This window comes from Synechococcus sp. MIT S9504 (assembly GCF_047497135.1).
Taxonomy (GTDB): Bacteria; Cyanobacteriota; Cyanobacteriia; order PCC-6307; family Cyanobiaceae; genus Synechococcus_C.
This window is the reverse complement of sequence record NZ_CP138942.1, coordinates 2,805,520-2,827,472: the sequence shown is the minus strand read 5'-3', so window position 1 is coordinate 2,827,472 and position 21,953 is coordinate 2,805,520. Positions and strand designations below refer to the sequence as shown.

Annotated in this window: 28 protein-coding genes; 7 read left to right on the top strand and 21 right to left on the bottom strand. The window is 50.2% G+C overall.

Annotated features, from left to right (window positions below):
• Positions 1-324: 324 nt before the first annotated feature.
• A complete protein-coding gene (locus SIB58_RS15360) occupies positions 325-1,002 on the bottom strand; it encodes a response regulator transcription factor (RefSeq protein ID WP_414494676.1) in 678 nt (225 codons plus the stop codon).
• A gap of 145 nt (positions 1,003-1,147) precedes the next feature.
• Here SIB58_RS15360 and SIB58_RS15355 point away from each other — a divergent pair, with 145 nt between their 5' ends.
• Entirely contained in the window at positions 1,148-2,116 is a 969-nt protein-coding gene (locus SIB58_RS15355; RefSeq protein ID WP_156486742.1) for a PhnD/SsuA/transferrin family substrate-binding protein, read from the top strand.
• 102 nt (positions 2,117-2,218) lie between these two features.
• Positions 2,219-3,694: a sensor histidine kinase gene (locus tag SIB58_RS15350; RefSeq protein ID WP_067326872.1), complete on the top strand. Its 1,476-nt coding sequence runs from the start codon at positions 2,219-2,221 to the stop codon at positions 3,692-3,694.
• A 555-nt stretch (positions 3,695-4,249) separates the two neighbouring features.
• Here the strand turns inward: SIB58_RS15350 and SIB58_RS15345 are convergent.
• The 3 genes from SIB58_RS15345 to SIB58_RS15335 all read right to left on the bottom strand — a co-directional run bounded on the left by SIB58_RS15345 (position 4,250) and on the right by SIB58_RS15335 (position 6,909).
• Positions 4,250-4,480: a hypothetical protein gene (locus tag SIB58_RS15345; RefSeq protein ID WP_066910685.1), complete on the bottom strand. Its 231-nt coding sequence runs from the start codon at positions 4,478-4,480 to the stop codon at positions 4,250-4,252.
• 1,535 nt (positions 4,481-6,015) lie between these two features.
• Positions 6,016-6,477 carry a GIY-YIG nuclease family protein gene (locus SIB58_RS15340; RefSeq protein WP_082823406.1) on the bottom strand — a complete coding sequence of 154 codons (462 nt, stop codon included), beginning with the start codon at positions 6,475-6,477 and terminating at the stop codon, positions 6,016-6,018.
• Between the two features lie 246 nt (positions 6,478-6,723).
• On the bottom strand, positions 6,724-6,909 hold the full coding sequence (locus SIB58_RS15335; protein WP_066910697.1) for a hypothetical protein: 186 nt from the start codon (positions 6,907-6,909) through the stop codon (positions 6,724-6,726).
• On the opposite strand from SIB58_RS15335, the gene SIB58_RS15330 reads away from it, so the two are divergent.
• The 3 genes from SIB58_RS15330 (at position 6,910) to SIB58_RS15320 (ending at position 9,289) form a co-directional block, all read left to right on the top strand.
• Positions 6,910-7,344: a hypothetical protein gene (locus SIB58_RS15330; protein WP_066910700.1), complete on the top strand. Its 435-nt coding sequence runs from the start codon at positions 6,910-6,912 to the stop codon at positions 7,342-7,344.
• A gap of 76 nt (positions 7,345-7,420) precedes the next feature.
• Positions 7,421-8,590, top strand: coding sequence for a C45 family autoproteolytic acyltransferase/hydolase (locus SIB58_RS15325; protein WP_156486740.1), 1,170 nt, complete (start codon positions 7,421-7,423; stop codon positions 8,588-8,590).
• Positions 8,591-8,665: 75 nt separating this feature from the next.
• Positions 8,666-9,289, top strand: a complete 624-nt coding sequence (locus SIB58_RS15320; protein ID WP_066910706.1) for a trimeric intracellular cation channel family protein — start codon at positions 8,666-8,668, stop codon at positions 9,287-9,289.
• A 710-nt stretch (positions 9,290-9,999) separates the two neighbouring features.
• On the opposite strand, the gene SIB58_RS15315 is transcribed toward SIB58_RS15320, so the two are convergent.
• Positions 10,000-10,290 (bottom strand): hypothetical protein, encoded by a 291-nt coding sequence (locus tag SIB58_RS15315; RefSeq protein ID WP_066910709.1) that lies wholly within the window; start codon positions 10,288-10,290, stop codon positions 10,000-10,002.
• 1,195 nt (positions 10,291-11,485) lie between these two features.
• Complete coding sequence (locus tag SIB58_RS15310) at positions 11,486-11,689, bottom strand: hypothetical protein (protein WP_074159350.1); 204 nt, start codon at positions 11,687-11,689, stop codon at positions 11,486-11,488.
• Positions 11,690-11,953: 264 nt separating this feature from the next.
• Between SIB58_RS15310 and SIB58_RS15305 the strand changes: the two genes are divergently transcribed.
• Complete coding sequence (locus tag SIB58_RS15305; protein ID WP_414494667.1) at positions 11,954-12,535, top strand: ferritin; 582 nt, start codon at positions 11,954-11,956, stop codon at positions 12,533-12,535.
• A gap of 634 nt (positions 12,536-13,169) precedes the next feature.
• On the opposite strand, the gene SIB58_RS15300 is transcribed toward SIB58_RS15305, so the two are convergent.
• From SIB58_RS15300 to SIB58_RS15280, 5 genes are all read right to left on the bottom strand, one after another.
• Entirely contained in the window at positions 13,170-13,319 is a 150-nt protein-coding gene (locus tag SIB58_RS15300; RefSeq protein ID WP_414494666.1) for a chlorophyll a/b-binding protein, read from the bottom strand.
• A 53-nt stretch (positions 13,320-13,372) separates the two neighbouring features.
• The gene (locus SIB58_RS15295) at positions 13,373-13,654 is read right to left on the bottom strand and encodes a hypothetical protein (protein WP_414494960.1); all 282 of its coding nucleotides are present in this window, start codon (positions 13,652-13,654) and stop codon (positions 13,373-13,375) included.
• 36 nt (positions 13,655-13,690) lie between these two features.
• The gene (locus SIB58_RS15290) at positions 13,691-13,888 is read right to left on the bottom strand and encodes a hypothetical protein (protein WP_067327628.1); all 198 of its coding nucleotides are present in this window, start codon (positions 13,886-13,888) and stop codon (positions 13,691-13,693) included.
• Between the two features lie 171 nt (positions 13,889-14,059).
• Positions 14,060-15,349: a hypothetical protein gene (locus tag SIB58_RS15285; protein ID WP_156486817.1), complete on the bottom strand. Its 1,290-nt coding sequence runs from the start codon at positions 15,347-15,349 to the stop codon at positions 14,060-14,062.
• A gap of 298 nt (positions 15,350-15,647) precedes the next feature.
• Entirely contained in the window at positions 15,648-15,923 is a 276-nt protein-coding gene (locus tag SIB58_RS15280) for a hypothetical protein (RefSeq protein ID WP_066912225.1), read from the bottom strand.
• A gap of 59 nt (positions 15,924-15,982) precedes the next feature.
• Here SIB58_RS15280 and SIB58_RS15275 point away from each other — a divergent pair, with 59 nt between their 5' ends.
• A complete protein-coding gene (locus SIB58_RS15275) occupies positions 15,983-16,249 on the top strand; it encodes a hypothetical protein (RefSeq protein ID WP_231857205.1) in 267 nt (88 codons plus the stop codon).
• Positions 16,250-16,341: 92 nt separating this feature from the next.
• On the opposite strand, the gene SIB58_RS15270 is transcribed toward SIB58_RS15275, so the two are convergent.
• The 10 genes from SIB58_RS15270 to SIB58_RS15225 form a co-directional block, all read right to left on the bottom strand.
• A complete protein-coding gene (locus tag SIB58_RS15270; protein ID WP_066912222.1) occupies positions 16,342-16,521 on the bottom strand; it encodes a hypothetical protein in 180 nt (59 codons plus the stop codon).
• 334 nt (positions 16,522-16,855) lie between these two features.
• Entirely contained in the window at positions 16,856-17,098 is a 243-nt protein-coding gene (locus tag SIB58_RS15265) for a Nif11-like leader peptide family natural product precursor (protein WP_066912219.1), read from the bottom strand.
• A 247-nt stretch (positions 17,099-17,345) separates the two neighbouring features.
• The gene (locus SIB58_RS15260) at positions 17,346-17,594 is read right to left on the bottom strand and encodes a Nif11-like leader peptide family natural product precursor (protein ID WP_066912216.1); all 249 of its coding nucleotides are present in this window, start codon (positions 17,592-17,594) and stop codon (positions 17,346-17,348) included.
• A gap of 235 nt (positions 17,595-17,829) precedes the next feature.
• Positions 17,830-18,093 carry a Nif11-like leader peptide family natural product precursor gene (locus SIB58_RS15255; RefSeq protein ID WP_074159397.1) on the bottom strand — a complete coding sequence of 88 codons (264 nt, stop codon included), beginning with the start codon at positions 18,091-18,093 and terminating at the stop codon, positions 17,830-17,832.
• A gap of 218 nt (positions 18,094-18,311) precedes the next feature.
• Positions 18,312-18,545 (bottom strand): Nif11-like leader peptide family natural product precursor, encoded by a 234-nt coding sequence (locus SIB58_RS15250; protein ID WP_066912214.1) that lies wholly within the window; start codon positions 18,543-18,545, stop codon positions 18,312-18,314.
• 186 nt (positions 18,546-18,731) lie between these two features.
• On the bottom strand, positions 18,732-18,956 hold the full coding sequence (locus SIB58_RS15245) for a Nif11-like leader peptide family RiPP precursor (RefSeq protein ID WP_066912212.1): 225 nt from the start codon (positions 18,954-18,956) through the stop codon (positions 18,732-18,734).
• Between the two features lie 89 nt (positions 18,957-19,045).
• A complete protein-coding gene (locus tag SIB58_RS15240; RefSeq protein WP_066912210.1) occupies positions 19,046-19,417 on the bottom strand; it encodes a hypothetical protein in 372 nt (123 codons plus the stop codon).
• Entirely contained in the window at positions 19,417-20,895 is a 1,479-nt protein-coding gene (locus SIB58_RS15235) for a hypothetical protein (RefSeq protein WP_231884238.1), read from the bottom strand. The genes SIB58_RS15240 and SIB58_RS15235 overlap by 1 nt, the downstream gene beginning before the upstream one ends.
• Complete coding sequence (locus tag SIB58_RS15230; protein ID WP_066912207.1) at positions 20,892-21,182, bottom strand: hypothetical protein; 291 nt, start codon at positions 21,180-21,182, stop codon at positions 20,892-20,894. The genes SIB58_RS15235 and SIB58_RS15230 overlap by 4 nt, the downstream gene beginning before the upstream one ends.
• Before the next feature lie 17 nt (positions 21,183-21,199).
• On the bottom strand, positions 21,200-21,751 hold the full coding sequence (locus SIB58_RS15225) for a hypothetical protein (RefSeq protein ID WP_066912204.1): 552 nt from the start codon (positions 21,749-21,751) through the stop codon (positions 21,200-21,202).
• Positions 21,752-21,953: the final 202 nt, after the last annotated feature.

The window sequence follows — 21,953 nt, the reverse complement described above, 5'->3', positions numbered from 1 at the left end:
GCTTTGGTGCACGACCGGATGATTTCTGGTGAAGGGCTGGTGAAACCCAGACACCAGGTAACTCAACGGGTCTTTGGCCGACCAGCCTGATTCACGATTGAGAGCATCCCCCTCTCCAGCGGCCTTGATCAACAAGTGCGATCAAACGCGCAAGCACAGCTGATCTCCGTGCCTTTTCACTCGAATGCCGTTGACATCTCGGACCGCTCAACAGGCATCATCCTGTCTCATGGACACAACAAAACTTCCACTGAACAAAGCTATTGAGTCACCGCAGCATCATTGATTTCAGGGATGCAGCAAAAGAAGCATGCTGGATATTAATCATGTCTGATCATCCAGCCTCAGGGTAAAACCGATGCCACGGATTGTCTGAACGATGCGTTCAGGCTTAACGTCTTCGAGTTTTTTACGCAGATAACGCACATACACATCGACTACGTTCTCGTCTCCAAAGTAATCATCGCCCCAAACATTCTGGATTAACTGAGATCGACTCATCGCTTGACGCGGGTTACGGATGAAGCATTCCAAAAGGTCAAACTCTCTGACGGTCAGGTTTAAAGGCACCCCTGCGTAATTGCATCGGCGCTCTGGTCCATTGAGATGAAGATCTCCAAAGCTGAGCTGATCGGGGCTAACAGCAGCGCTACGCCTCAGTAAGGCCTTAACCCTGGCCAGAACCTCACGGATATTGAATGGCTTGGCAATAAAGTCATCTGCACCAGCTTCCAAAGCAGCAACGCGATCGTCCATTTCATCCCGTGCCGTGATCATGATCACGGGCAGGCCATTACCGGTATCTCTCAGCCTGCGGCAGACATCAAGCCCAGTGATGATGGGCATATTCCAGTCGAGCAGAGCGATCGCCGGGGCGGACTCCCTGATCTGCGCCAAGGCTTTAGCACCGTCTTCGCAGACGATGGTTTCAAACCCTTCGGCTTGAAGCTCCATTTCGAGAAGCATGAGAATGTTGGCTTCATCATCAGCGATGAGCACCACATCATTTTTTGCGTCCATCTCTGCTCACCAACGGTTTCAGTCTGAAAGGATCTGAAGCATTGTGGCGAATTAACTCTTTTGATTTAATGAAGAGCGAAGAAGCAGTAAGCCACTGTTACTACAGTAAAATTTTGTAAGGTCGGCCTTGGGCTTACGGCAAAAACATATAGTTGGCCCAATCATCGCTGGGCTTCTTTTATTTGGCTGCGGTCAGAACAGCTCAAGAGTCGCAATTGAGCAATCGAAGTCAAAAGCAAAACGAGCAGATCTACGCATCACAGAAGAGCCTAATTATTCACAGGACAAGATGTATGAAAAAATGAAAATATTTACTGAATACCTTCACAGACAAACCGGTCTTAATATCGAATACATCCCCGCAATTAACTATTCCCATGCTTATGAGCTATTCGCCTCTGGGAAGGTGGATTTGTTTTGGTCGGGATCTTTGAACACCGCAAAGATTTTAAATGCAGACCCAGACGCGAAGCCAATAGCAATTGAGGAAAAATCTTTCGCCAATATACTGCTTGTAAATCGTCAAATTTTAGATCAAGTTAAAAGTGGGCTTGATAGCAAGCAGCCACTTCAGGCATTGAAAGGGAGAAGTGTTGTTTTTGGAAACAGCTCTTCTGGCTCTTCGTTTCTGACACCTCTACTGGAGATGAAATCTCAAGGAGTTACTTTATTGGATTTGAGAAGCTGTACGCATGAGCAAAAACATGAGCTTCGTGCAATGTTTCTTGGTGACAGTAATGATCAAGACTTTGCATTTGTTCCTGGCACTGTCGATAATCCTCTGCAGCATGTTCCTCCAGCAGCACAATCAGAAGTTATTGTTGGCTGGGCCAGTGACAAGAAACGGAATAACTATATCCTGGCCTCTTCCAGGCTGTTAAAGCCGTCAGTTTCGCCAATGGTTATACAAATACAAGAAGCTCTATTGGCGTGGAACAAAGAGTCTCGATCCAATCGAGAACTTTTAAAAGATATCTGGGTCACCGGCTTTGAGTTACCGAACAGCAAGGAAGACCTTAAGTCGTTTCAGGAGATGAAGGAATTTGTAAAGACCTTGGGAGCGCGAACACGTTGCACATCGAATCAAAAGACCTAATCCTTTCTGGAGCATCTTTGTGTTTGGCAGCATTTTCACCAGAAATTCACCAGAAAAAACTGCTTCCACTGGCTATCTTTCCGTTAGAGGGGCATTCTTGTTGTGGGGTCATCAGATTTAGATTCATCGCAATCGCTTTCTGGTGACCGTTCATGGTCCATCGCACGCCGCTTTTTTCTTACGTCTTTTATTCTGATTGTTGCCCAGTCTGGACTCAGCCTGGCAATTTCAGGAAAGCTTTGGAGAGATTTCACCGCTTCGCACTTGAATTTTGCCCTTTCCAGGGAGCTCCTGCGTCCATTAAATCTTGTTGATAACAAATTAGATTCTCTTTCTGCTCAAGAAGCAATGGAATGCTGCACTAGAGAGGATTACGAATATTTTTTGTCGGATATTGATTTAGCAGATGGCAAGGCGGTCATGATCTCGGGAAGTGCTGGTCTTGTTCCGGGGAAAGGAGCCCAATCGCTTTATAGCCCCGAACGCCTGCGTGAATTTGCTCACCTAGCAACGACCAGCAAGAACCGCTTTTCGCTGGTTGATTTTCGGGATAAAAACGCCGTCGCTGTGAAGTCTATGAATCTGTCTGGTGGTCCAGAGACCGGATCACTGATCTATATCAGACCTATCTACAACATGTCATTGTTTAATGCACTGAATAGGGTCAGACTTTTTTCTGAGATTGTTTTAATGCTTTCTTTGGTCGTTTTACTTGCTATTGCTCTCACCTATATTCTCAAGCCAATTCGGTCATTGCGTTCTCGGATATCCAATATTCAACCAGACAACCTTGATACTGCACTGATTTCTTTGGAAGGGCAGCCAGTTGAGCTTCAGCCCATTCTCACTGAGTTCAATCGCATGGTTCAGCGATTAGAAGCTTCTGCCAAGAATCAAAAGCAATTTGCTTCAACCATATCACATGAATTTAGAACACCACTTACGGTAATCTCCGGATTTATTCAGTCAGTCTTAAATCGCGCCCAAGACCTGGATTCGCGATATCGCGAGTCTTTATCGATTGCTGACAAAGAAGCTTTTAGACTGAATAGAATGCTAAGCGACTTATTAGATCTTAGCCGTGCAGACAATCATCAACTCAAGGTCTTGCGCGAACCCTTCGAATGTATTTTGAGCTGTCGCGAAGCACTGCGTCTCGCACAATTTGCCTTTCCGAATAATCCAATTAGATTTGATGAAAGTGGGTTCGAAGACTCTATCTGGGTCATAGGCGACCCAGATTGCCTTGTTAAGTGCCTTGAAAACCTAATTGGAAATGCAGTGAAGTACTCAGAACCAATGAGCGCGATAGATCTTGTCGTTAATGTCAAGGATCAGTGTGTTTTATTCGCCGTTCAAGACTATGGCCAGGGAATTCCGGAAGATCAACAGGAAAGAATCTTTGAGCGCTTCGTACGTGCAGATGGAGTCGCTTTGCGCCGTGGCGAGTCCAGCTCAGGGCTAGGTTTATCGATCGTCAAGATGTTGATGGAAGGCATGGGCGGCAGTGTGAGTGTGCAATCAGAAATCGGGGTTGGCAGTCGCTTCACTCTTACCTTGCAGCGCTCGCTGAGCTAAATCGCGCCAATCAATTGCGACCACTTTAAAGCAAATCTTTAAGCAAAAAATTCATTGATGTTGGTTTTCATCGGTGGCTGGGCTCTCTCTGGTCCTTCTGGGTTGTGACTCGCAAAGATCGCTAGGACGAACGGGCTACGTCCCTTCCGGTTTGCAATCAGCTGAGCCCACACGCCGGTCTTGAGCCGCTTGCATAGTTAAGTGGGAACACCAATAAACAATCCGCCGGCTGGCGGGTGGTGGCGCTGAGATGCATTGAGGTGACTGATGGGCGATAGGAAGATCGAACCTGTGACAGTCTGCTTGTACGCGAGAAAAAATTACAGTCAGCGACTGCGTTTTTGAATCTGTGGCTGGGTGGCTGGATTCAGAGAGCGCCCTAGGCATTCCCCTGAAATGGCGAAACTGGTCCCGCTTTAGAGGGCGGGCCACTTTGCAGATGTGCACCTGCCTCGAAGGAAGGAGCTCCCTTGCGTGAGAACAAGCAAACAACGTATTCCCGAAGACATGAGTAAATGTACTTAAGCGTTAATACTCATCGGATTGGATTCTTCTCTAGTCCTGTGTTCTTAGCTCTTGCTCTTTTCCTGGGTATTGGCGTCGCCTTAAGCGCTGTTGCCGTTCTGGATGGCGCTTCCTCATAGTCCGGTCGACTGCATCGACACCAGCATCAATCAACTGTTTGCACCATGGCCTGGCTGCGTCGTCTTCAGCCTGGGTGTGCAGTGATTCATTGGCGCGCAACTGAGTCCCCCGAGCCATTTCCAGCACTTCCGCTTCTGCCATCGGCCTTCATCCGTCACAACTCGTGCTCAGAGACGTGTTCAAATGTGAACCAAAACGGTGCGTCAAGCCACTTCAAGCGTCAGGGACGGTCGGTGACATGAACCCCCAAAAGCCACTGAAAAAATTCGTTTTGGAGTGATGGTCCGAAATGGGCGATACGGGGATCGAACCTGTGAAAATCTCCTTATAAGGCAACACCTCGCTTTTGTCAGTCACTCTGTTCTCAGCAATTTGATGGGCTGCGTGCGCAGATATGTGAGTAAATGTGACCCATGACCACCTCTTTGCCTGCGCACAGACCAAAAATCGATCAGCAGGTTCCGCTGGAGGAGATGCAGGCCTGCGGCCACAGCCACCGTGGCGGCCCCTAGATCCAGCTCACCGATCGATGCAGCGCAACAGGCCAGCTCGAGGTGCTGCCGCTATCTCAGCAATGGGAGCGCCAAACAAAAGCCGAGCGTCAGGCAATGGCAGCCCGTGCTCGGCAGTTGATCAGTGGTGAACCGATCGATTGGGTTGGATAGTTCTAGGGCTTTTCTTTCGCTGGCTTGTCATTTTTGTGATGGTCAGCGTTTGGGTTGTCGCAGCACATGGGCTTCTCCTTTTGGATGCCATCAGCCTCGGATTAGTGCTTTCCATAGTCATCCCCCATATGAGTGAATTCGCCAAGGTGGTGCCATGCCAAACAAGGACCGACCACAGGTTGAACGGCACCCACCAAAGCAGGGTGTCGGCTGGCTGGTGAACAATCAGCAGGGGAAGGACTGCGCTGCAAGAATTATTGACTTGTAACTGGTGTTGTTCCTTAACAGCCCTGATATTCAAGTATTTCTATTTTTGTGATAGCCATTAAATTCACTATCTTTTCCAGCTCTACTTCTACCACCCTTTTAGCGTCAACGGTCTTGCCTCCTGAATATCCATCTATCCAGGTATTGGTCCACCACACATGAAATTGCTCAAGGCATGTGCCTGGTTTTTTTTAATTTTGTCTCTCTCCATACAGGCAGCATTTGTGAAAGATAATATTGATTTCATCTTCAAAGACTGCGCTAAATATCACTTCTGCCTTAAGCCTGTGTTCGCTGTTTCTGTTTTCCATTAAATACGAAACAGTTATTTTCTTTAGCCTGTGTTCGGTGTCATTCATTTTTAACCGGCTTTGATTTAATATTAAATTGTCCCTTTGTTTTCCACATCCCCCAAATGGGGGGTTGCGGGAATAGCTGAGGGTGGCGACTATTGCTTTGAGTGTTGAGTAAGCAGATATTCGGCGGGTGGAAGCGTTGCCCGCCAAGGTGGTGATCAGCTTGTTTCAGCAATTCAGTCGATAAAATATAACTTGTTACTCTTTGGTTGGCGCATCAAGCATGCAAATCACTTGTCCAGGAATCCGGTGTAATGCGCAATAAGGGGTAGAATAAAAAAGCCCCCAAAGAAAGATACTAGACTCAACAACATGCCTAGCTCCTCAGGAAAAGGCATTATTTCAATCCAAAAACGCGTAACTGTAATTAGCCATAAAATCATTCCATCTATAAAAAGCAAAAGAAAGGAGCAGCAATTACCAGAGTGCCGATAAATTCAAATAAAAAATCTATTTCCTCTCCAACCGCATTCCCTGAATTTCTTGAGACAGGCTTTCTGAGCTTTACATAACTGGACAGAGCGTATCTATCCATTATTTGCTTGCATTCATTGATCTCCGCGTCAGACAAATCAAACATTTCTGACTGCGGGACTCTTAATGAAGCGAATTTTCTATGCAAGCTCTTTTCAAGACTTCGCATGTCTGCCGTTTCGACAAGCTTCAACACGTCGGTTCCATGGACCTTTAATGCCTTAAAGCGATCACTTGGATAGAAAGTTAGCCCAATTTTGCATGTACCTTTTCCGTTATGCACTCTGATTGAATAGACATATTGTTTCATTTCATATTCCACCCAATTTTTGTTTGATATACCTAGACACGTTCGCCGCGACGAACGATGCGGCATTTAGAAGAACACCAACGGCAGATCCGACAGCCACGCGGCTAAGAGTTTTCATCTGATACGCGACTTGCTGTCAAACGCTACAGATGGGTGTATGTGTCAGCGGACACATTTGCGCTGAAGGCTGAACAGCAGCAGAACCGACTGCAGACCCGTTTTCCCATGCATGATTGCGAACCCAAGCACCGTCGCTGAAAGGGTGGTGAAGGCGCATCACCCAAACGAGTGAATGTCCCATCTGCGGGCCGTTCACCAGACCGAGACGGTCTCGCTGCTTCCGACTGTCCAGGGTGTGAGGCCCTTGCTGATCGCGATCGCCATGTAGGCCGTGGCCTCGGCCATGTGGCTGTTGTCGTCATCCGTCGGCTCGGCTTTTCCAGGTTTGAAAGTCAGGTTCCGCAGTGAGCGGATCAAACGTTTGCAGGTTGGGTCCACGTGGAGTCTGCGCTGGATATCCGCCGACAGGATCTACGCATCAACCTCGTTGACATCAATCTCTCCTGTCAGAATAGTTGCATGGGAAAGAAATGCACAAAGGCTGAGAAGACAGCACGCGTTGAAGAGCTGGCTGACCTCATCGTTAAAGGCAACTCTCAGCGGTGGCTGCAGCATCACGTCTGGGATAGCTGGGGGGCGTGCAGAGAAACAGCACGGGTTTATATCTACGAAGCACGCGCCATCGTCAGAGAAGATCTGGCTGACGTTGACCGCACCGACATGCTTGCCAGCAAGGTTCAACTGCTTGAGCAGATGGCAGCTGATGCAGCCGCCGATGAGCGTGAAAGCAACGCGATCGGTGCAATCCGTCTCCTGAAAGTTGGTTGGCTTTGGGGCAGAGAGGAGCCACTAGTTCGCCAATACGACTCGTAGAAATTCAGCACTAAAATATAAGAACTTGACGGATTCCGCAAAATCGCTAATTTAAATTAGTGTTTTTAAAGAATCCATGGAAAATGAAAAGCTAAACCTTATAGCTACTTCAGCAGAGGGGAGACTATATAACATTAATGGATTTTTGATTGTCTTGGTATCAGGAAGCGATTACGAGATGGGGTGTCAATATGGTGAGCTGCTCAAAGATCATATTAAAAAATCATGGGATACATTAATAGAGCCAGGGCGGAAGAAGGGAAGCATTACGGATGAAGACCTCAAGGTTTGGTTCAATAGGGGGTATTCATACGCTTCAAATCGAAATAAGAATTTTTACCAGGGCATAGCGCAAGGTTCAGGAATCCCTATAGAGAATATTTGCTTGTTAGATCAATACATGGAGTATGGAATGTATGAGTCTAAATTACACTCTTTTTCGGGATGTTCCTCAGGCTTGGCTTGGGGAAATGATTCTGTAGACGGGAATATGTATACTTCTCGAAATATGGATTGGGCTGAAAGTTTTTTGCCTTTGCCGATTACCCTATTAGTTAAAAAACCAGAAGGAGGCGACTATAAATCTGCATCAGTTGCTTGGCCGGGAATGATTGCTGCTTGGACTTCCATCAATGAAAATGGAGTCTATTTTGATCTTCACGATGGTACGAGCATGGGAGGTCAGATAATCGCAATTAACAGACCTTCAACACTAGGTGTAACTGTAGATTTAATTTCCGAATCAGATTCTTTGGATACCTTGTTGGCAAAAGTCAACGGAACAGTTGCAAGCGTATCGCATATTATGACTGTTGCTGATGAAAAAAGAGCAGCCTCTGTTGAGCGGTCATCTTTAGGAGGTAATCGATATCGAACAGAGATTGGAGACTCAATTACCGTAGTCAATACTTTTTTAAGTCCTGATTGGGGTATAGGCGTGAGAGAGACACTAAGCAATTCTCTTAAGCGATATAAAAACATTAAATATCACCTTGATAAAAACAAAGGCAAGATCAATGCCCAAATGTTGAGAAATATTTTTGACTTGACTCTCTTTAATCAAGATGGCACTTTTAACGAAAATGGTGGGCCAACTAAGCCGACAGTGCAAGATGTTGACTTAACGAATTACCAGGTCGTATTCGACATTAAAAAGCGTAAGATATGGATGAAAATACCAGTACCAAACTATTTTATAGACTGGACAGCAGTCGACATAGGTCAGTTGTGGAAAGCAAAGAACTAACTGATAGTCAACCTTTCGCAAATAAAATACTAAAATGAAGCTATTGTCCTGCTTGCTGTTCACGCAAAACTAATCATGCAGCAAATATCGATTGCATTAGAAGTTTTAGGGACTATCGCATTTGCGATTACAGCTGTTCTGGCTGGTACTGAAAAAAAGATTGATTTGCTGAGCGCATGTGTTTTTGCATTAGTAACTGCTGTTGGTGGAGGTACAATTCGTGATGTAATTATCGATCAGCCTGTCTTTTGGTCAACAAATCAATTCTATATTTGGGTCCCAATCTTGTGCGCCATAATCGCCTTTTTTTGGAAAAAAATATTTGTTCAAAGAAGAGTCAATAAGTTACTTTTATATATGGATGCCGTAGGTATTTCCTTGTTTGCCATCCAAGCCTTTGAAAAGGTGTGGAACTTAGATTATGCCACTCCCTTTGGGCCAATTATTTTGGGGGTCATAACGGCTATTGGTGGAGGAATAGTAAGAGATATTATGGCAGGCCGGTCAAATTTATTGTTATCAAAAGAATTATATGCCATACCTATTTTGATAGGCTGTATTGCATATGCTTTTATTCTTAATTATGCCCCTGGCCATAGCTTATATGGTGGCATTTTTTGCATGATATTGATTTTTGCATTTAGATGCATAGCTATTGAAGAAAGACTTGCAGTACCTAAGTGGCTTGTTTCAACTTAAGGTAGAGATGTTGATTTGCATTTTCAGTGCAAGCTATTCATCATTTTTGATCTTTTAATAGGTCATCCAAGCTGGTAACGCTGATTGCTTAGGGTTTATCTCAAAATCAGTCCATACTTCTTTTGACCGATGCATGGGGGCTTTCTTCAGGCATCCCGATATCTTCACAAAGCGAGGGACGTCGTTCAGAGTGACCTAAGCGACATCGATTTCGTTGACAAGCTTGCCAGCTAGGTCTTGATGGTTGAGCAGATGGCAACTGATGCAGCCTCCGCTGGATGTGAATCAAACGCGATCGGTGCAATACGCCTCTTAAACGAACTTGTGGGCTTTGGGGCAGGACAGAGGCCTGGATCAGGCAGATGAATCGATCTCAAGCACTTCAGTACATCGAGCAGCTATGAGGAAAGGGAGAACTGGAAGCAGCAACGCATCGCTACGCACTGATTGTCGTCGACCAGATAAGCGATGCTGCGTCCGAAGAGCTGCTGCACTGCCATACGCCGGAAGAGCTCTCGGCTTGGATACGTCGAGATGCACTCGCCTGGCAAGCAAAGCTGAGCGAGGAGGCATTCGCAGAGCAATTTGAGGTTGGGCACGGCAATGCCTATGGATGCATCAAACAGATGCTGAGCTGTGTCAACTATGAGTTTGTGCTGAATCTGCTGGTCTCAGTACGTCAGTTGGGCTAGCCACCGAAAGCTTGTGCCTTAAAGCATCCCGAAACTTTCGCTGGCAACTGCCTCTAAAACCTGCAAAGCCTGAAAGTTCTCAAGACGCTTCTGAGCTTGAATCAGCATGGCTCGGCCGTGTGGGCCACAAGCATCAAGGGGTGCTGCTCCTTCTGATGCATCTGCTTTTACCCGCTCAATAGCAAGGTTGATCTGGGCTCCGACCTCTGTCGCTTGGGCATCGGCCCTCGAGCCAGTATCCGTTACCTCAGAAAGCAACTTCAACAGTGCCTGGCGAGTGACTTCAGGAGTGGGCTGCTCAGCAGGCATTGGGTGTCACCCCATGGGCACAGACGCTAGGTACGCTTCAGCGGCCGGGCCTGATCTTGTAGTGATTCCCCCGAGCGGGTGAGTTGAGGATCTGCTGTTTCACACCTTTAGGTGATGTGAATTTGATTGATTTTGGAGATGGTGAAAAGGTCCAGGAGGGATGAACTCCACTCTCTAAATCACTCAAATGAAACTTTCTACTTTTGCAGCTGCCGCTGCTGTTATCGGTGGTTCGTTTTTAATCCCAGTTCCTGCTGAGGCTAGGGATGATTGGATATATATTGGCACAGTAAAAGGGAACCAGGGCTACATCAAGCCGTTAGGAAAGCAGGGAAATATAGCTACTTATATGTCAAATTGGTCTGTCATGGATCCCTTTAAAGTCACAGTTAATTGCAGTAGTTGGGAGCAAAAAGGTTCGGACGGAATTTGGAGGCCAATCATGTCCACATCGGTCTCTGACGATGTTGCAAACAAAGCCTGCTAATCACTGTCGGGAAGCCAGATGCCTATGAATGCGGGGCTGAGAGCAATACAAAACCCGAAAGGGGAAAGCAGAGGGCGTCGAGTAGTCGCCATCGATCTCCCGACAAAACAACCTCACACCAATCACACCCCGCCACAAGCGGGGTTTTTGCTGCCATGGAGCCTTGGCATCACCTGCGAATCCTTGCTGATGGCGCGTGAGCCCCACTGAATCATTCGGCTCTCCCCTCTGGTGACTACTTCGCCACCGACTTCTGATGATTACAGAACAACTCTGAGGCAGAGCTATGTGGTGGGACAGCGATTGGGCTCATGTCATTGAACTGTTGACAGTCATCAGTTCACTCGCGCTGGCGGCTTATCAGAACAAGGATTCAAGTCGTGATGGAGATGAGCTTTGACGGCAAACCGGTTCGAGCCAGGTCGGCTCTGATCCATCGGTACCAACCTGGCCCTGCTGTCTTCTTCCATGGAGCTGTCACTTGTGGGCTGACTCTTCGTGGTCTCGAAAGCCTCGACGATGAAGTCGAACATAAATCCCACAACAAATGGGATTGATATGAGAATTGCGTTAGTAACCATAGAAATATTTTTAAGTCTTTTTAAATATTGGCCTCTAGATCTCAGTGTTGTTATTAGTTTCCAGCAAAGGTTTGGTGAATTCTTGGTGAGTTTTGTTGCCTCGGAACGACCCAAAGCTTGTTCTGAACTAATCGGTAGCCGCAAAAAGCAGCTCCAACTCTCCAATTCCGCAATTACAGCCGTTCCGCTCGCCATCACATGGCTCCATGTTGGGATGCCCCTTGGCACAGGACTCAGAGCAGAAATGCTGCCCGCCAACCCTGATTGATCGCGATTCTTCAACGCTGCGCTTGCAAAGTGAGCAGTCGCATAAAAGTAAAACTGCAGTCATCACACAACTCTCGGTAACAACTCATCCGGTCTATTGCATTCAGGGCACCATTTCTTTGGTGGCTAACCGAACACTTAATATCGATCTATCGAAACTGATTCTCAGCAGCAGATTGCACTCCTGATTGTGATTCTCAACAACATATTTGGGGCTCCTGAATGTGATTCTCAAAAGCATATTTTGATCCACTAATGTTCGGTTTTTACGCATATCTTTCGCTCTTTTGTGATGTAGAACTGATGCATCCCTCCCAGAGGAAGAGACATGACAGCTTCACAAATCCAAGCCCCCATCAATGTCCCCACCGGTCCTGCAGGCCGTGCCATGGCTGAGCCCATGTCGGCTGAAATGCTCGACCTGATGGAAGCGCATCTCAACCTTGAGCGTCAGTCAGCTGCTGATTACTTCGCTGCTGCTGTCTGGTTCGCTGAACGTGAGCTGACCGGCTTTGCTGAACATCTGCGTGATGAGGCCAAGCAAGAGGAGCAGCACGCTGCCAAGTTTGCTGACTATCTGATCTCCAGAGGTCAGCGCCCTGTGCTCGACACTCTCGAGCCATGCAGAACGGAGTGGACCGACGTGGAGCATGTCATTGCCAACGTCTTCCGCATGGAAGCTGATGTCACCGCTTCGGTGCTGCAGCTTTACAACACTGCAGAAAAGGACATTGATCGCCGCACCACGGTGTTCCTCGATGCCATCGTTGACGACCAGCGTCTCTCTGAGCACGAGGCCGCTTACCTGCTGGGTCGCGTCAAGTTCGCCGCAGAAAACCCTGCTGCCGTGATGATCATCGACGCTGAACTGAGAGAAGGCGAGGCCGAACCCGCCAAGCTAGAGGGCTGATCAATCAGCGCAAAGTCCCACCTCCCAATCGACCTCAACAGCCCCGCCCAGTGCGGGGTTTTTGATTGACCGGGAGCCTTGGCGACACCGGCTCCCGGGTGAACTGATCCCCGATTGGGGGAGCCTTCAGCCATCACGTTCACCCATCCGGGCGATGTGAATCCGATTGATTCCGGAGATGGTGAATATATCGAAGGGGAATGAATCATGTTGACCCAACTAATTAAAAACTTCTTCAATCGTGACAGCGTTTTTGAGGCATTCAACGAAACAAATACTCAGAACATAGATAGATTAGAGTGCGAAATTCCCAATTACAATCACTTTGAGGTTTCTTGTGTTGACGGAGTATTCCATGTGAGCACTTCCACTGACCGTCCCTTTAATCAGACAATGGTTATGAAGAGCTATAGGTAAGGAACATGGAAGCCGAAAGCCATTGGGAGCTAGCTGAAAGCAATAAAGATTTTTACAGGAAAAAGCAGGGCGGTCTAGTTGTGCTGATCCATCTCCCGGCGAAACAACCCACTTCAATCACACCCCGCCTAGAGCGGGGTTTTTTATTGAGATGGTTGGTGAGCTCATGGCTGAAAAGCTCTATTACGCAGACGAGCGTCTTCCCGATCGAACGGGATCAGAAACCAATTTGACTGAGGATTCCCTGGCCAGTGACTAGCTCGGTGGCAAGGCCAATTACAAAGCCAAGCATTGCTAGACGACCATTCCAGGTCTCAGCGAAGTTGCTGAAGCCGAATCGGGTTTGGGTTTGAGTTGAAGGAGTCATGTTTTTAATTGGGTGGGTGAGCCTCACAGAGGTGAGGCTTTGATCTGCTGTGATCAGCCAGCTACAGCCGAAATGCTGTACGGGGCTTCTGGGAAGCTGGTGGGCATTGGGTCGAACTTTCCTGCTGCCAATGCTTTGGCAAAGATATACATCTGACTTGATGTGGCACCAGCGGCTTCCATCGCTTTGGCGACGACATCCCAGTTGCAGATTTCATTGACATTGCTGTTCGTTTTACGGTGCGGAAACCATCGCCAGCCAGCTGGGCTGCTCGTGACGGTGAAACCCGCCAAGGGACCGAACACGCGAAACGGGATATTCCCAGCTTGTGCCAACCTGATCGAATGGGGAGGAGATCAGCGAAAGCTCAGTTACGGAGCTTGGGGAGCCTCGATCGGTATCGGTGACTCAATAGGAACTTGCTTGATTCCGTCTTTGACTGCATCTGCCGTGATGAAGCCGCCAACGATCACCACCACCAAGCAACCCAGACCACCAATGACTCCAACTGCTGTGATCACATCGGTGATTTGATCACCTGTGTTCCGTGGATCAGTGCTTGGAACCATTGAGTCAATCCAGCTGCATCTGTTCTGGCTGGTGCCGATCCGCGAAGCAAGAAATCATCAAATTCCCTCAAACCAACCGTTTTCGATCTCTGGAGCGAGATCAAGAAATCACAGGCACTGATTGATAACTGCTGAAAAACCTCGCTCTTATCTGGGCCAAGGTGTTAAAGCTCAGACCATTGCCTCGAGCTTGCGGCGGGCCACCACGGCCTGGGCCTGTTCGAGCGCCGTTTCGAGAATCTCCTGATCGATCTGACTGCCATAATGACGGCTGTGGGTCAACAAGCTGTGGCCCATCAGGCCAGCTGTCTTCCGTGGGCTGAAGCCGTAATCCTCATGAGCTCGGGCGGCATAGGCATGCCGCATGGAGTACGGCACCAGATCGTTGCCTGCGTTGCCGGTGGGAGGAAGTTCAGCGGTCTCCACTTTCAACTGCTGCCAGACACTGTTGCGGGCCAGGTACTGAGACAAGGCATGGCCAGCCGCCAGCATCTCCCCCTCCTCATTGACCCGGAAGCAGGTGGACGGCAGACAGGCATTCCCCTGCTCCTCGAGCATCGCCAGCAGGTTGGCCGAGAGGCCCTCAAGGCCGGCTGGATCCAAGCCAACGATGTCTCGGGGGTCGGTGCCCTCTTCCTTCCTGGCCGTCCGCTTCCGATAGCGGCAATGCAAGAACCCACCCTTCGGTGAGAGGTAGGCCAGCTCCACTCCGCGGAGGCCGAAGCAGGCCACAAAACCAACGGCATTCCGCCACTGCGAATTGTCGATGCCCTCCAGCAACCGAACGATCTGGTCGTCCTTGGCAAATGTCGTCAGGGTGGTGCTCTTCGGCTTGCTGCCGACAAACGGCTTGAGGTTCGAAGGTGGCTCCCAGCGGGGATCGGCCGCACATTCGTTGACCGCATGCCGGAGCAGCTGCGCGGCGTACTGGATCCGGTGCTTGCGGCCATCAGAGCCAGGCTCACCACCGACACCCACCAGGCGCTGGAGCAGCGTCTTGCTGTTAACAGGCTTGGGCTTGGTGGCCAGGGCCGTTAGCAGATGATTCATCTCTGGCTGATACATCCGCCGCCAGGTGGTGGCCTTGATGCTTCCTGACTCGACCTTGGCCTTGCGAAAGTCTTCGACAATCGCCGTCCAGTCGGTGTCGCCTGCGGTGGTGGTGCTGACGGTGGACTTGGCCAGCAGCTGGTGAGCTTCCTTCAGGCCGCGGCCTTGGCTCATCAGAGCCTTAAGTTTCTCGGCCGTGGTTAGCAGCGCAGCCTGGCTGGTTCCCGCCCAGGGGAGCTCGAGCACCACACTGCTGCGCTGGCCATCGTCGAAACGAACGGTCAGCTGGATCCGGCCGCGGATGTCTCTGACGGTCCACCCCTCACCGGCCAGGCCCGTGAGCGCCTGCCGCATGCCCTTCACCCATGCCGGGGCTTTCGCTGGCCTCCGAGGCGTCGCGGCCACGAGCATCTCCCTTAATCCGTCTTGCCATTGTGCGCACAAGCGTGCGCACAGGTCAATCAAAACGCTGCACCAAGCTAGTTCAAGCGTCACGGACGCTTGATGGCATGAACTCCCAAAAGCCAGTTCAGAACTGCTTTTTTGAGTGGTGGTTCGGAATGGGCGATACGGGGATCGAACCTGTGACAATCTCCTTGTAAGGGAGAAAAATTCACAGTCGGCGACTGCGTTTTTCAAGCTATAGCTCGATTGTTGGTTTCGGAGGGTGCCCTAGGTATCCCCGAAAAAGGGTGAAAGTGGTCCCGTTTCAGGCAGCGGGACCACTTTGCAAATGAGTATCTCCCTGCCGCAGAGATGCTCGCTCCACGGCATCGGTTTCAACATCCAGCCGATCGAGCACCATCGCTCCCAGCAGCCGCTTGCTCGTCGAAGCCATGTGGGCCAGCAGCAAACGCAGAATCACCGCCACTCCCTCTGGGTCATCGCCGGCGATCAGTTCCAGCCATGGACCCTCGATTCGTTCCAGATCAGCCAACCCTTGCAGACATGTCATCTCAACGCAGGTCGTGGTGATCTTTGGCATGAGCGGCTGATGTCAGGTTTCAGTTTGGCGATTAGTTTCCGTGCTCATTGGGAGTCCGCGTGGCCAAGCAGGAATCCACCACGCAGCCGAACGCCCGTTGCTGGGTTTGGTTCCGCGGTGGACTGAATCAGGATCCGCACTGGATGAGCGGGTTCTATGGAGCGCCATCAGTGCTGGGTGGCGTCCGGATCGAACGATCGGACTATGTGCCGTCCAGGCTCCCCGATTGGCGCGTGGTGTTCCAGGAGCCCACAGACATGAAGGTTGGGCCGGTGATGCCAGAAGGTGGCGACTGGGCGAAGTTGGTGCCGGTCGATCCACGCTGACCCGGATTGACGCGGGTAGCCAGACAGCAAAAACCCCGCACTTGGCGGGGTTGATGATCAGGTTGTGAACGAGGAGTCTGACTGCTCCGCAATCATTGCCAGGGAGCACGACCACCGCCAAACCATTCCAGAAGCGCAAGCCCCGGATTTTTCTTCCGGGCGTGGTTATACATGATCTCAGCGGCAACTCGCCCGAAATTGCCTCCTTGAGCAGCTTCGAGTTGATCGTCAGTCAGTTCAATGATTTGGGCTTGGTTCTTGAGTGCAGTCATGGTTTTGAAGTGAGTGAGTGATGTGTGGGGTGTTGCCCCCTCGACTCCTTCAAGGTCACAGCCCTTCTGGTGAACCCCTCTACACAGCTCTGGTAGAGAAACCGCGAAGTTCTGGTGAGCTTCTGGTGAATAGCTCAGAACTAAGTCAACACCTCGTTGGGCAACGCTTTGACCAGCCTGATTACTGCTCAACTACGCTCAATCGTGCCAGGTATTGAATGCTGATTTATGGGGTCAGTCAGACCATTGAAGCAATAAAAAACCCCTGTCAATGCAGAGGGTTTGAGTGTGTAAGCTATGCTTGTTTCATGCTAATTAATCCTGACAAGCCCACTCATCGAAAGGTAATTCCTGTGTCTAACCGACATGCAACCGAAAAACAAAAACAGGTGCCGCCAGCCACGCCTTCCAGCTCCTCTTCACTGAGCTGACTCAGCTTATCAGCAGAGAATTCATGACCGTGTTCTTTAGCGATGCCCACAACATCTTCAGGTGACTTAGCTGCTTTTAGCTTGGCTTGAAGATTGGAATCACCTTTCACTTTTTCCAGGAACGCTTTAAGTTGCTCTTCTGACATAGCTATCGGGAGTCTTTAATGGTTATAGCAACGGTCTACTGCAGTGTCTTTGGCTAATACTTACTTCGCTCAATCGTGCCAGGCATTGAAGGCTGATTGATGGTCTTTTTGGGGTGATTGAAACAATAAAAAACCCCTGTAGTGGCAGGGGCTTTGCAATGAGTAGGCTCAGAATCCATCACCAAATAACAGAATCATCCCAACCCACTAGAGGAAGGAGCCAACTTCGCCATCTAGGAAAGGGCTGTCACCCAGGACACAAACAGTAAAGGGACCCAGCAGACACCTTGGGCCCAAGTCCACCAGCCACGCCTTCCAGTTCCTCATCTGAAAGTTCTGATTGAGCCTTCTTCAAGTCATCAGCAGAGATGCTAAACCCAGCGTCTTTCGCAATCGCAGCAACAGCATCATTGTCAGCCGCTGCTTTGAGCTTTTCCTGAAGGCTGGTGTCGACTTGGACCTTTTCTAGGAAGGCTTTGAGTTGCTCTTCTGACATGGTTATCAATTCTGTTCAGCAGTTATAGCTACGGTCTGCTGCAGCGTCTTTGGCTGAAATTTACTGCGCTCAATCGTGCCAGGTATCGGATGCTATTTGGGTCTGATTAATGGTGGGTATGGGGTGATTGAAGAAATAAAAAACCCCTGTCAATGCAGAGGGTTTGAGTGTGTAAGCTATGCTTGTTTCAGTCTAAACCTATCGCCTTCTAGCTCTTAAAAATCTCCTCCCTTCATTATAGCTCTACGCCTTCTAGCTCTCCTTCATCATCTCCATAACCTCTGATAATTTCCTTCATCTCATAACCTCTAAAACCGCCAGCCACGCCTTCTAGCTCTCCTTCACTGAGTTGAGTAATCTTATCAGCAGTGAATTCGTGACCGTGTTCTTTAGCGATGCCCACAACCTCTTCGGGTGATTTCGCTGACTTTAGTTTCGCCTGAATGGACTGGTCATCCTTCGCTTTGGCAAGGAACGCTTTGAGTTGCTCTTCTGACATTGCTTGCATCAAGTCTGTTGAGTAGTTGTAGCAATGGTCTGCTGCAGTGTCTTTAGCTAATAATTACTGTGCTCAATCGTGGCAGGCATTGAAGGATGATTTATGGGGTTAGTCCGACCATTGAAGCAATAAAAAGCCCCTGTCAGTGCAAGGGCTTTGAATATGTAATTTTAAAGCATAGAATCTAATCAGCGTATCATCTGGGAATTAGCGTACTACTACCCTGGACCACCTATTGAGAGCTTGCATGGGAATGAACATTCGAAACCGCCAGCCACGCCTTCAAGCTCCTCTTCACTGAGTTCAGTGATCTTATCAGCAGTGAATTCGTGGCCGTGCTCTTTAGCGATCCCTACGACGTCCTCAGGATTCTTCGCTGCCTTTAGTTTCTCCTGAATTGTCTGGTCATCTTTGGCTTTGGCGATGAACGCCTTGAGTTGCTCTTCTGACATGGGTATGAGGTCTGTTCAGCAGTCATAGCAACGATGCTTTGAAGTGTCTTTGATTAATACTTACTGCGCTCAATCGTGCCAGTTATTGAAGGCTAATTTGTGGGCTATTTGGGGTGATTGAAGAAATAAAAAGCCCCTGCTAATGCAGAAGCTTTGAGTGTGTAGGTGCTGCTAGCCAGTTACCAGTTAGTAGTCTCTAGCGCTCTTCCAGTTATAACAACCCCCAGCAGCTACACCTTCCAGCTCATCATCTGAAACTGATGATCGAACGTCATCAGAAGAAATCGTAAACCCAGCCTCTTTCGCAATTGCAAGAGCTGCGTCAACATCAGCGGCTGCTTTCAGCTTGTCCTGAAGGCTGCTGTCGCTTTTGACCTTTTCCAGGAACGCTTTCAGTTGCTCTTCTGACATGGGTATGAGGTCTTTTCAGCAGTCATAGCACTGGTCTGAATCACCACCTAGGCGGGCACCTCTTCCACCCGCCTGACTCCCCCGTTGGGTTAGCTCCTAGGAATTTCATCCACACCAACAGTCCAAAACACAGGTGCAGCAACCTTGCTCGCCTTGCCTTCCCTTTCGTCACTGACACCCTTTAATGCCGCTGCATTAGGCCATAGCCTCGCTTCCTCGTCCAATACTTCCAGCACTTCCCCACGTCGTACTGCCCGCCGAATTGCACCTTCAATCGGTGCAGCAAAACTCACTGTTTTCAGCATCCTTTTAATTCGTACATCCACCCACTGCGGGAACACCTTCATCACCACACCATCGATCTCCAACATCTCGCCGTCGTCATCACATAACGCCAGCCCAAACTCAGCCAACGTCACACTTCCGGCCAACCTCACAACATCGCCCTCCTGTAATTCCATCAGTGCCACATCAATGGGTGGGGTGCACTCTTTCTCCCCACCTTCCACTTGGCACGCCACCACTGCACGCCGTACCTGACCGCATCCAGGCTGTGATTCGCGCAACCGTCAGCAATTCGCTCAACATCCCGTGGATGCCTCGGCAACGTCGGCCATGTCGCCATCAGTCCCTGGCACGCCTGCGTCCACATCAGCCATGGCGTCTCCGGATCCCTTCCAGCTGCCTGCAACATCGTTCTGACCAGCGCCAAGCCGTTGGCTTCCCGTGCGTTCATCTTTCCCGCACGCACCAGCGGACACCCAGCAGCTTTGAAGTCACCAGCAGTGCTGCCCCTGTCGCTGCCAGTGGCGTTGAACACCGCATCGTCGGCCACAACCTTTGTGGTGCCTGGCCTCAGGTTCCACCTGGACAGCCACTCGATGATTCCCACCGCCTGTTCGGCATTGCTCAGATAAGTGCCGCGGGTCCAGTCGCGCTGGCCGCCAGCCGTAGAGCTCGCCACATAAAACTCATCCAGCAGCCAGATGCTTCCCCTCGGTGCACCCTCCGGATCGGGCAGACACAGGTAAGCCACCGTTGGTGCGCTGCAGCCCCAGTCCATGCAGACGAACGCTCGCTTCAACTCCTGCTGGGGGATCCCGCCAGGCCGCACATCACGCTGGCTGCGCCTCACACCAAAGCTGCTGCCGAAAAACGCTCCTGCAATGTCGACATCCAGCCGTCCATGCAGCCAGGCATCCAGTAGTGCAGGGTCGTCGGCCGCCGCAACCTTGATGTTCCGGATGTATTGATCCAGGTCCAGGTGCTGGTTCGAGCCCGCCGTGAAGCTCGCAAAGATCGTGTGCTTCCCCAGGTCTTCTGACCAAAAGCGGCTTGCCTTCCCTGGTTCTGGATAGCCCGCAGGGATTCCATAACGGGCCTGCAGCCATGGATGGGCAGGGCCTCCAGGGTTCCCCAACAGGATGGTCCGTGTCGGAACTCCAGCAGGGCCTCTCAACGTGGCCGCTGCCATGTCGATGAACTGCGAATCAAAGTGATTGCCGCATTCGTCGTGGATCGCGCAGATGAACGATCGACCCTGCAATCTGGCCAGTGCCTTCACCTGCTCAGCTGGCCCTGCACCGGTGTAAGCCAGCTCGACCTTGCCGAATGGCATGTCCTTCCCGCCCAGGCGGAATGTCATGTCCGCTGAGCTGTAGGTGGTCCCAGGAAAGGCCACGGTCAGGTAACGCCAGAGCAGGCCCTGGAGCTCGGTCAGTCCCTGGAATGTGGTCCTAGTGATCAGGCAGCTGTATTTGCTTTTGAAGTGGGCTGCATCCCTGGCCACCACGAGTGCAATGCCCCAGCTCTTGCCGGTGCCGCGTGCACTGATCACGCAGAGGTCATCACTGAACGGCGCATCGAGCATCAAGCTCTGGCAAAGCGTCGGTTCGCGGATCTCAGGCCCGGTGGCCGTGGGTGCTGTAGTGGTGGTCATGCACTCACCTCAGCTGGACTGGTGGCGCGTGCCTTCATCTGCTGAAAGGCCTCATTCACAGCCTCTTCAAGGGCAGCAGCTTCAACGTGCTCGATGCCCAGCTCGAACAGAGCAGCCAATGCAAGGCGCTGCAACTTCAGATCACTGACGCTTCCACCCTGGGCCTGGATGGCCACCTGCAACATGGCTGCGGCGATGGGTACGAGGTTGTCGAAGGGCAGCGGTTCATCAAATGGCGTCAGCAGGTCGGCAAGTTGCTGGTGGTCACGATCAGGACCGGAAAACATCATCAGAAAAGCTCCGTTTAAGAGGCGTTTGCCCCGGTGATCTGCTTAGTAAGCAGGTGGTCATCAAGTCCCTGACTGGGGTTGTCAAGGGCACCCTCTGAAGTGGGACCACTAGCGGGACCACTTGGTGTCACATCGACCGTTTCCCCTGAGCTCCAGCGATCGGTGAATGACGCACCATCTGCAGGGGCACTCAGCTGGATCACCGTGGCCTGCTGATTCACCTCATTCGCTCGATCGGTGATTCCCAGGAATTGAGCCCATCGGTCAGCAGAGCGGGCTAACGCCTCCGCGGTGCGGGGATCGATGCCCTTGGTGCGACGGATCTCTTTTGAACCATCGCTGCGTTCGATCGTTTGAATTCGACCTTCATCTGCTTGGCGTTGGATTTCACCGGCGAGGTGTCCAAGCGTGTTGTTGAACAGCTGATCAATTTCGATCCGGCGTTCATCCAGATCAATGCCGCGTTCTTTAACCAGTTCTTTCCCGCGACCGATTGCGAGATGAACAGTCTGCGTGGATTTGATTGAGAACTCGTTTTGAATCGTGCGGACAGAGTTACCAGCCATATGTGACTGATAAATGGCGATGTCTCTGACTTCTCTGGCCTCAGATTTCCTCTGACGAGACCGAGGGTGTTTGCTAACTGTTTGACCCATGCACACATTATGCCGGGACTAATTGAGCAAGTGTCTCAACGTGCTCAACCTATTTCCCAACTTTCGCTTCTACCCATAAAACAGCTAAATAAGTAAAAAAATACAATTTCCT

Bases quoted from the DNA above. Each gene is read 5' to 3' on its own strand.
- SIB58_RS15225 (WP_066912204.1), bottom strand. From the start codon at position 21,751: ATGGCTGGTAACTCTGTCCGCACGATTCAAAACGAGTTCTCAATCAAA.
- SIB58_RS15290 (WP_067327628.1), bottom strand. From the start codon at position 13,888: ATGGTTCCAAGCACTGATCCACGGAACACAGGTGATCAAATCACCGAT.
- SIB58_RS15235 (WP_231884238.1), bottom strand. From the start codon at position 20,895: ATGACCACCACTACAGCACCCACGGCCACCGGGCCTGAGATCCGCGAA.
- SIB58_RS15340 (WP_082823406.1), bottom strand. From the start codon at position 6,477: ATGCCGCATCGTTCGTCGCGGCGAACGTGTCTAGGTATATCAAACAAA.
- SIB58_RS15300 (WP_414494666.1), bottom strand. From the start codon at position 13,319: ATGACTCCTTCAACTCAAACCCAAACCCGATTCGGCTTCAGCAACTTC.
- SIB58_RS15285 (WP_156486817.1), bottom strand. From the start codon at position 15,349: ATGCTCGTGGCCGCGACGCCTCGGAGGCCAGCGAAAGCCCCGGCATGG.
- SIB58_RS15310 (WP_074159350.1), bottom strand. From the start codon at position 11,689: ATGACTGCAGTTTTACTTTTATGCGACTGCTCACTTTGCAAGCGCAGC.
- SIB58_RS15315 (WP_066910709.1), bottom strand. From the start codon at position 10,290: ATGCCTGCTGAGCAGCCCACTCCTGAAGTCACTCGCCAGGCACTGTTG.
- SIB58_RS15245 (WP_066912212.1), bottom strand. From the start codon at position 18,956: ATGTCAGAAGAGCAACTGAAAGCGTTCCTGGAAAAGGTCAAAAGCGAC.
- SIB58_RS15230 (WP_066912207.1), bottom strand. From the start codon at position 21,182: ATGTTTTCCGGTCCTGATCGTGACCACCAGCAACTTGCCGACCTGCTG.
- SIB58_RS15240 (WP_066912210.1), bottom strand. From the start codon at position 19,417: ATGGAATTACAGGAGGGCGATGTTGTGAGGTTGGCCGGAAGTGTGACG.
- SIB58_RS15260 (WP_066912216.1), bottom strand. From the start codon at position 17,594: ATGTCAGAAGAGCAACTCAAAGCCTTCCTAGAAAAGGTCCAAGTCGAC.
- SIB58_RS15305 (WP_414494667.1), top strand. From the start codon at position 11,954: ATGACAGCTTCACAAATCCAAGCCCCCATCAATGTCCCCACCGGTCCT.
- SIB58_RS15265 (WP_066912219.1), bottom strand. From the start codon at position 17,098: ATGTCAGAAGAGCAACTTAAAGCGTTCCTGGAAAAAGTGAAAGGTGAT.
- SIB58_RS15255 (WP_074159397.1), bottom strand. From the start codon at position 18,093: ATGTCAGAAGAGCAACTCAAAGCGTTCCTTGCCAAAGCGAAGGATGAC.
- SIB58_RS15250 (WP_066912214.1), bottom strand. From the start codon at position 18,545: ATGTCAGAAGAGCAACTCAAGGCGTTCATCGCCAAAGCCAAAGATGAC.
- SIB58_RS15280 (WP_066912225.1), bottom strand. From the start codon at position 15,923: ATGCCAAAGATCACCACGACCTGCGTTGAGATGACATGTCTGCAAGGG.
- SIB58_RS15270 (WP_066912222.1), bottom strand. From the start codon at position 16,521: ATGACTGCACTCAAGAACCAAGCCCAAATCATTGAACTGACTGACGAT.
- SIB58_RS15325 (WP_156486740.1), top strand. From the start codon at position 7,421: ATGGAAAATGAAAAGCTAAACCTTATAGCTACTTCAGCAGAGGGGAGA.
- SIB58_RS15320 (WP_066910706.1), top strand. From the start codon at position 8,666: ATGCAGCAAATATCGATTGCATTAGAAGTTTTAGGGACTATCGCATTT.
- SIB58_RS15345 (WP_066910685.1), bottom strand. From the start codon at position 4,480: ATGGCAGAAGCGGAAGTGCTGGAAATGGCTCGGGGGACTCAGTTGCGC.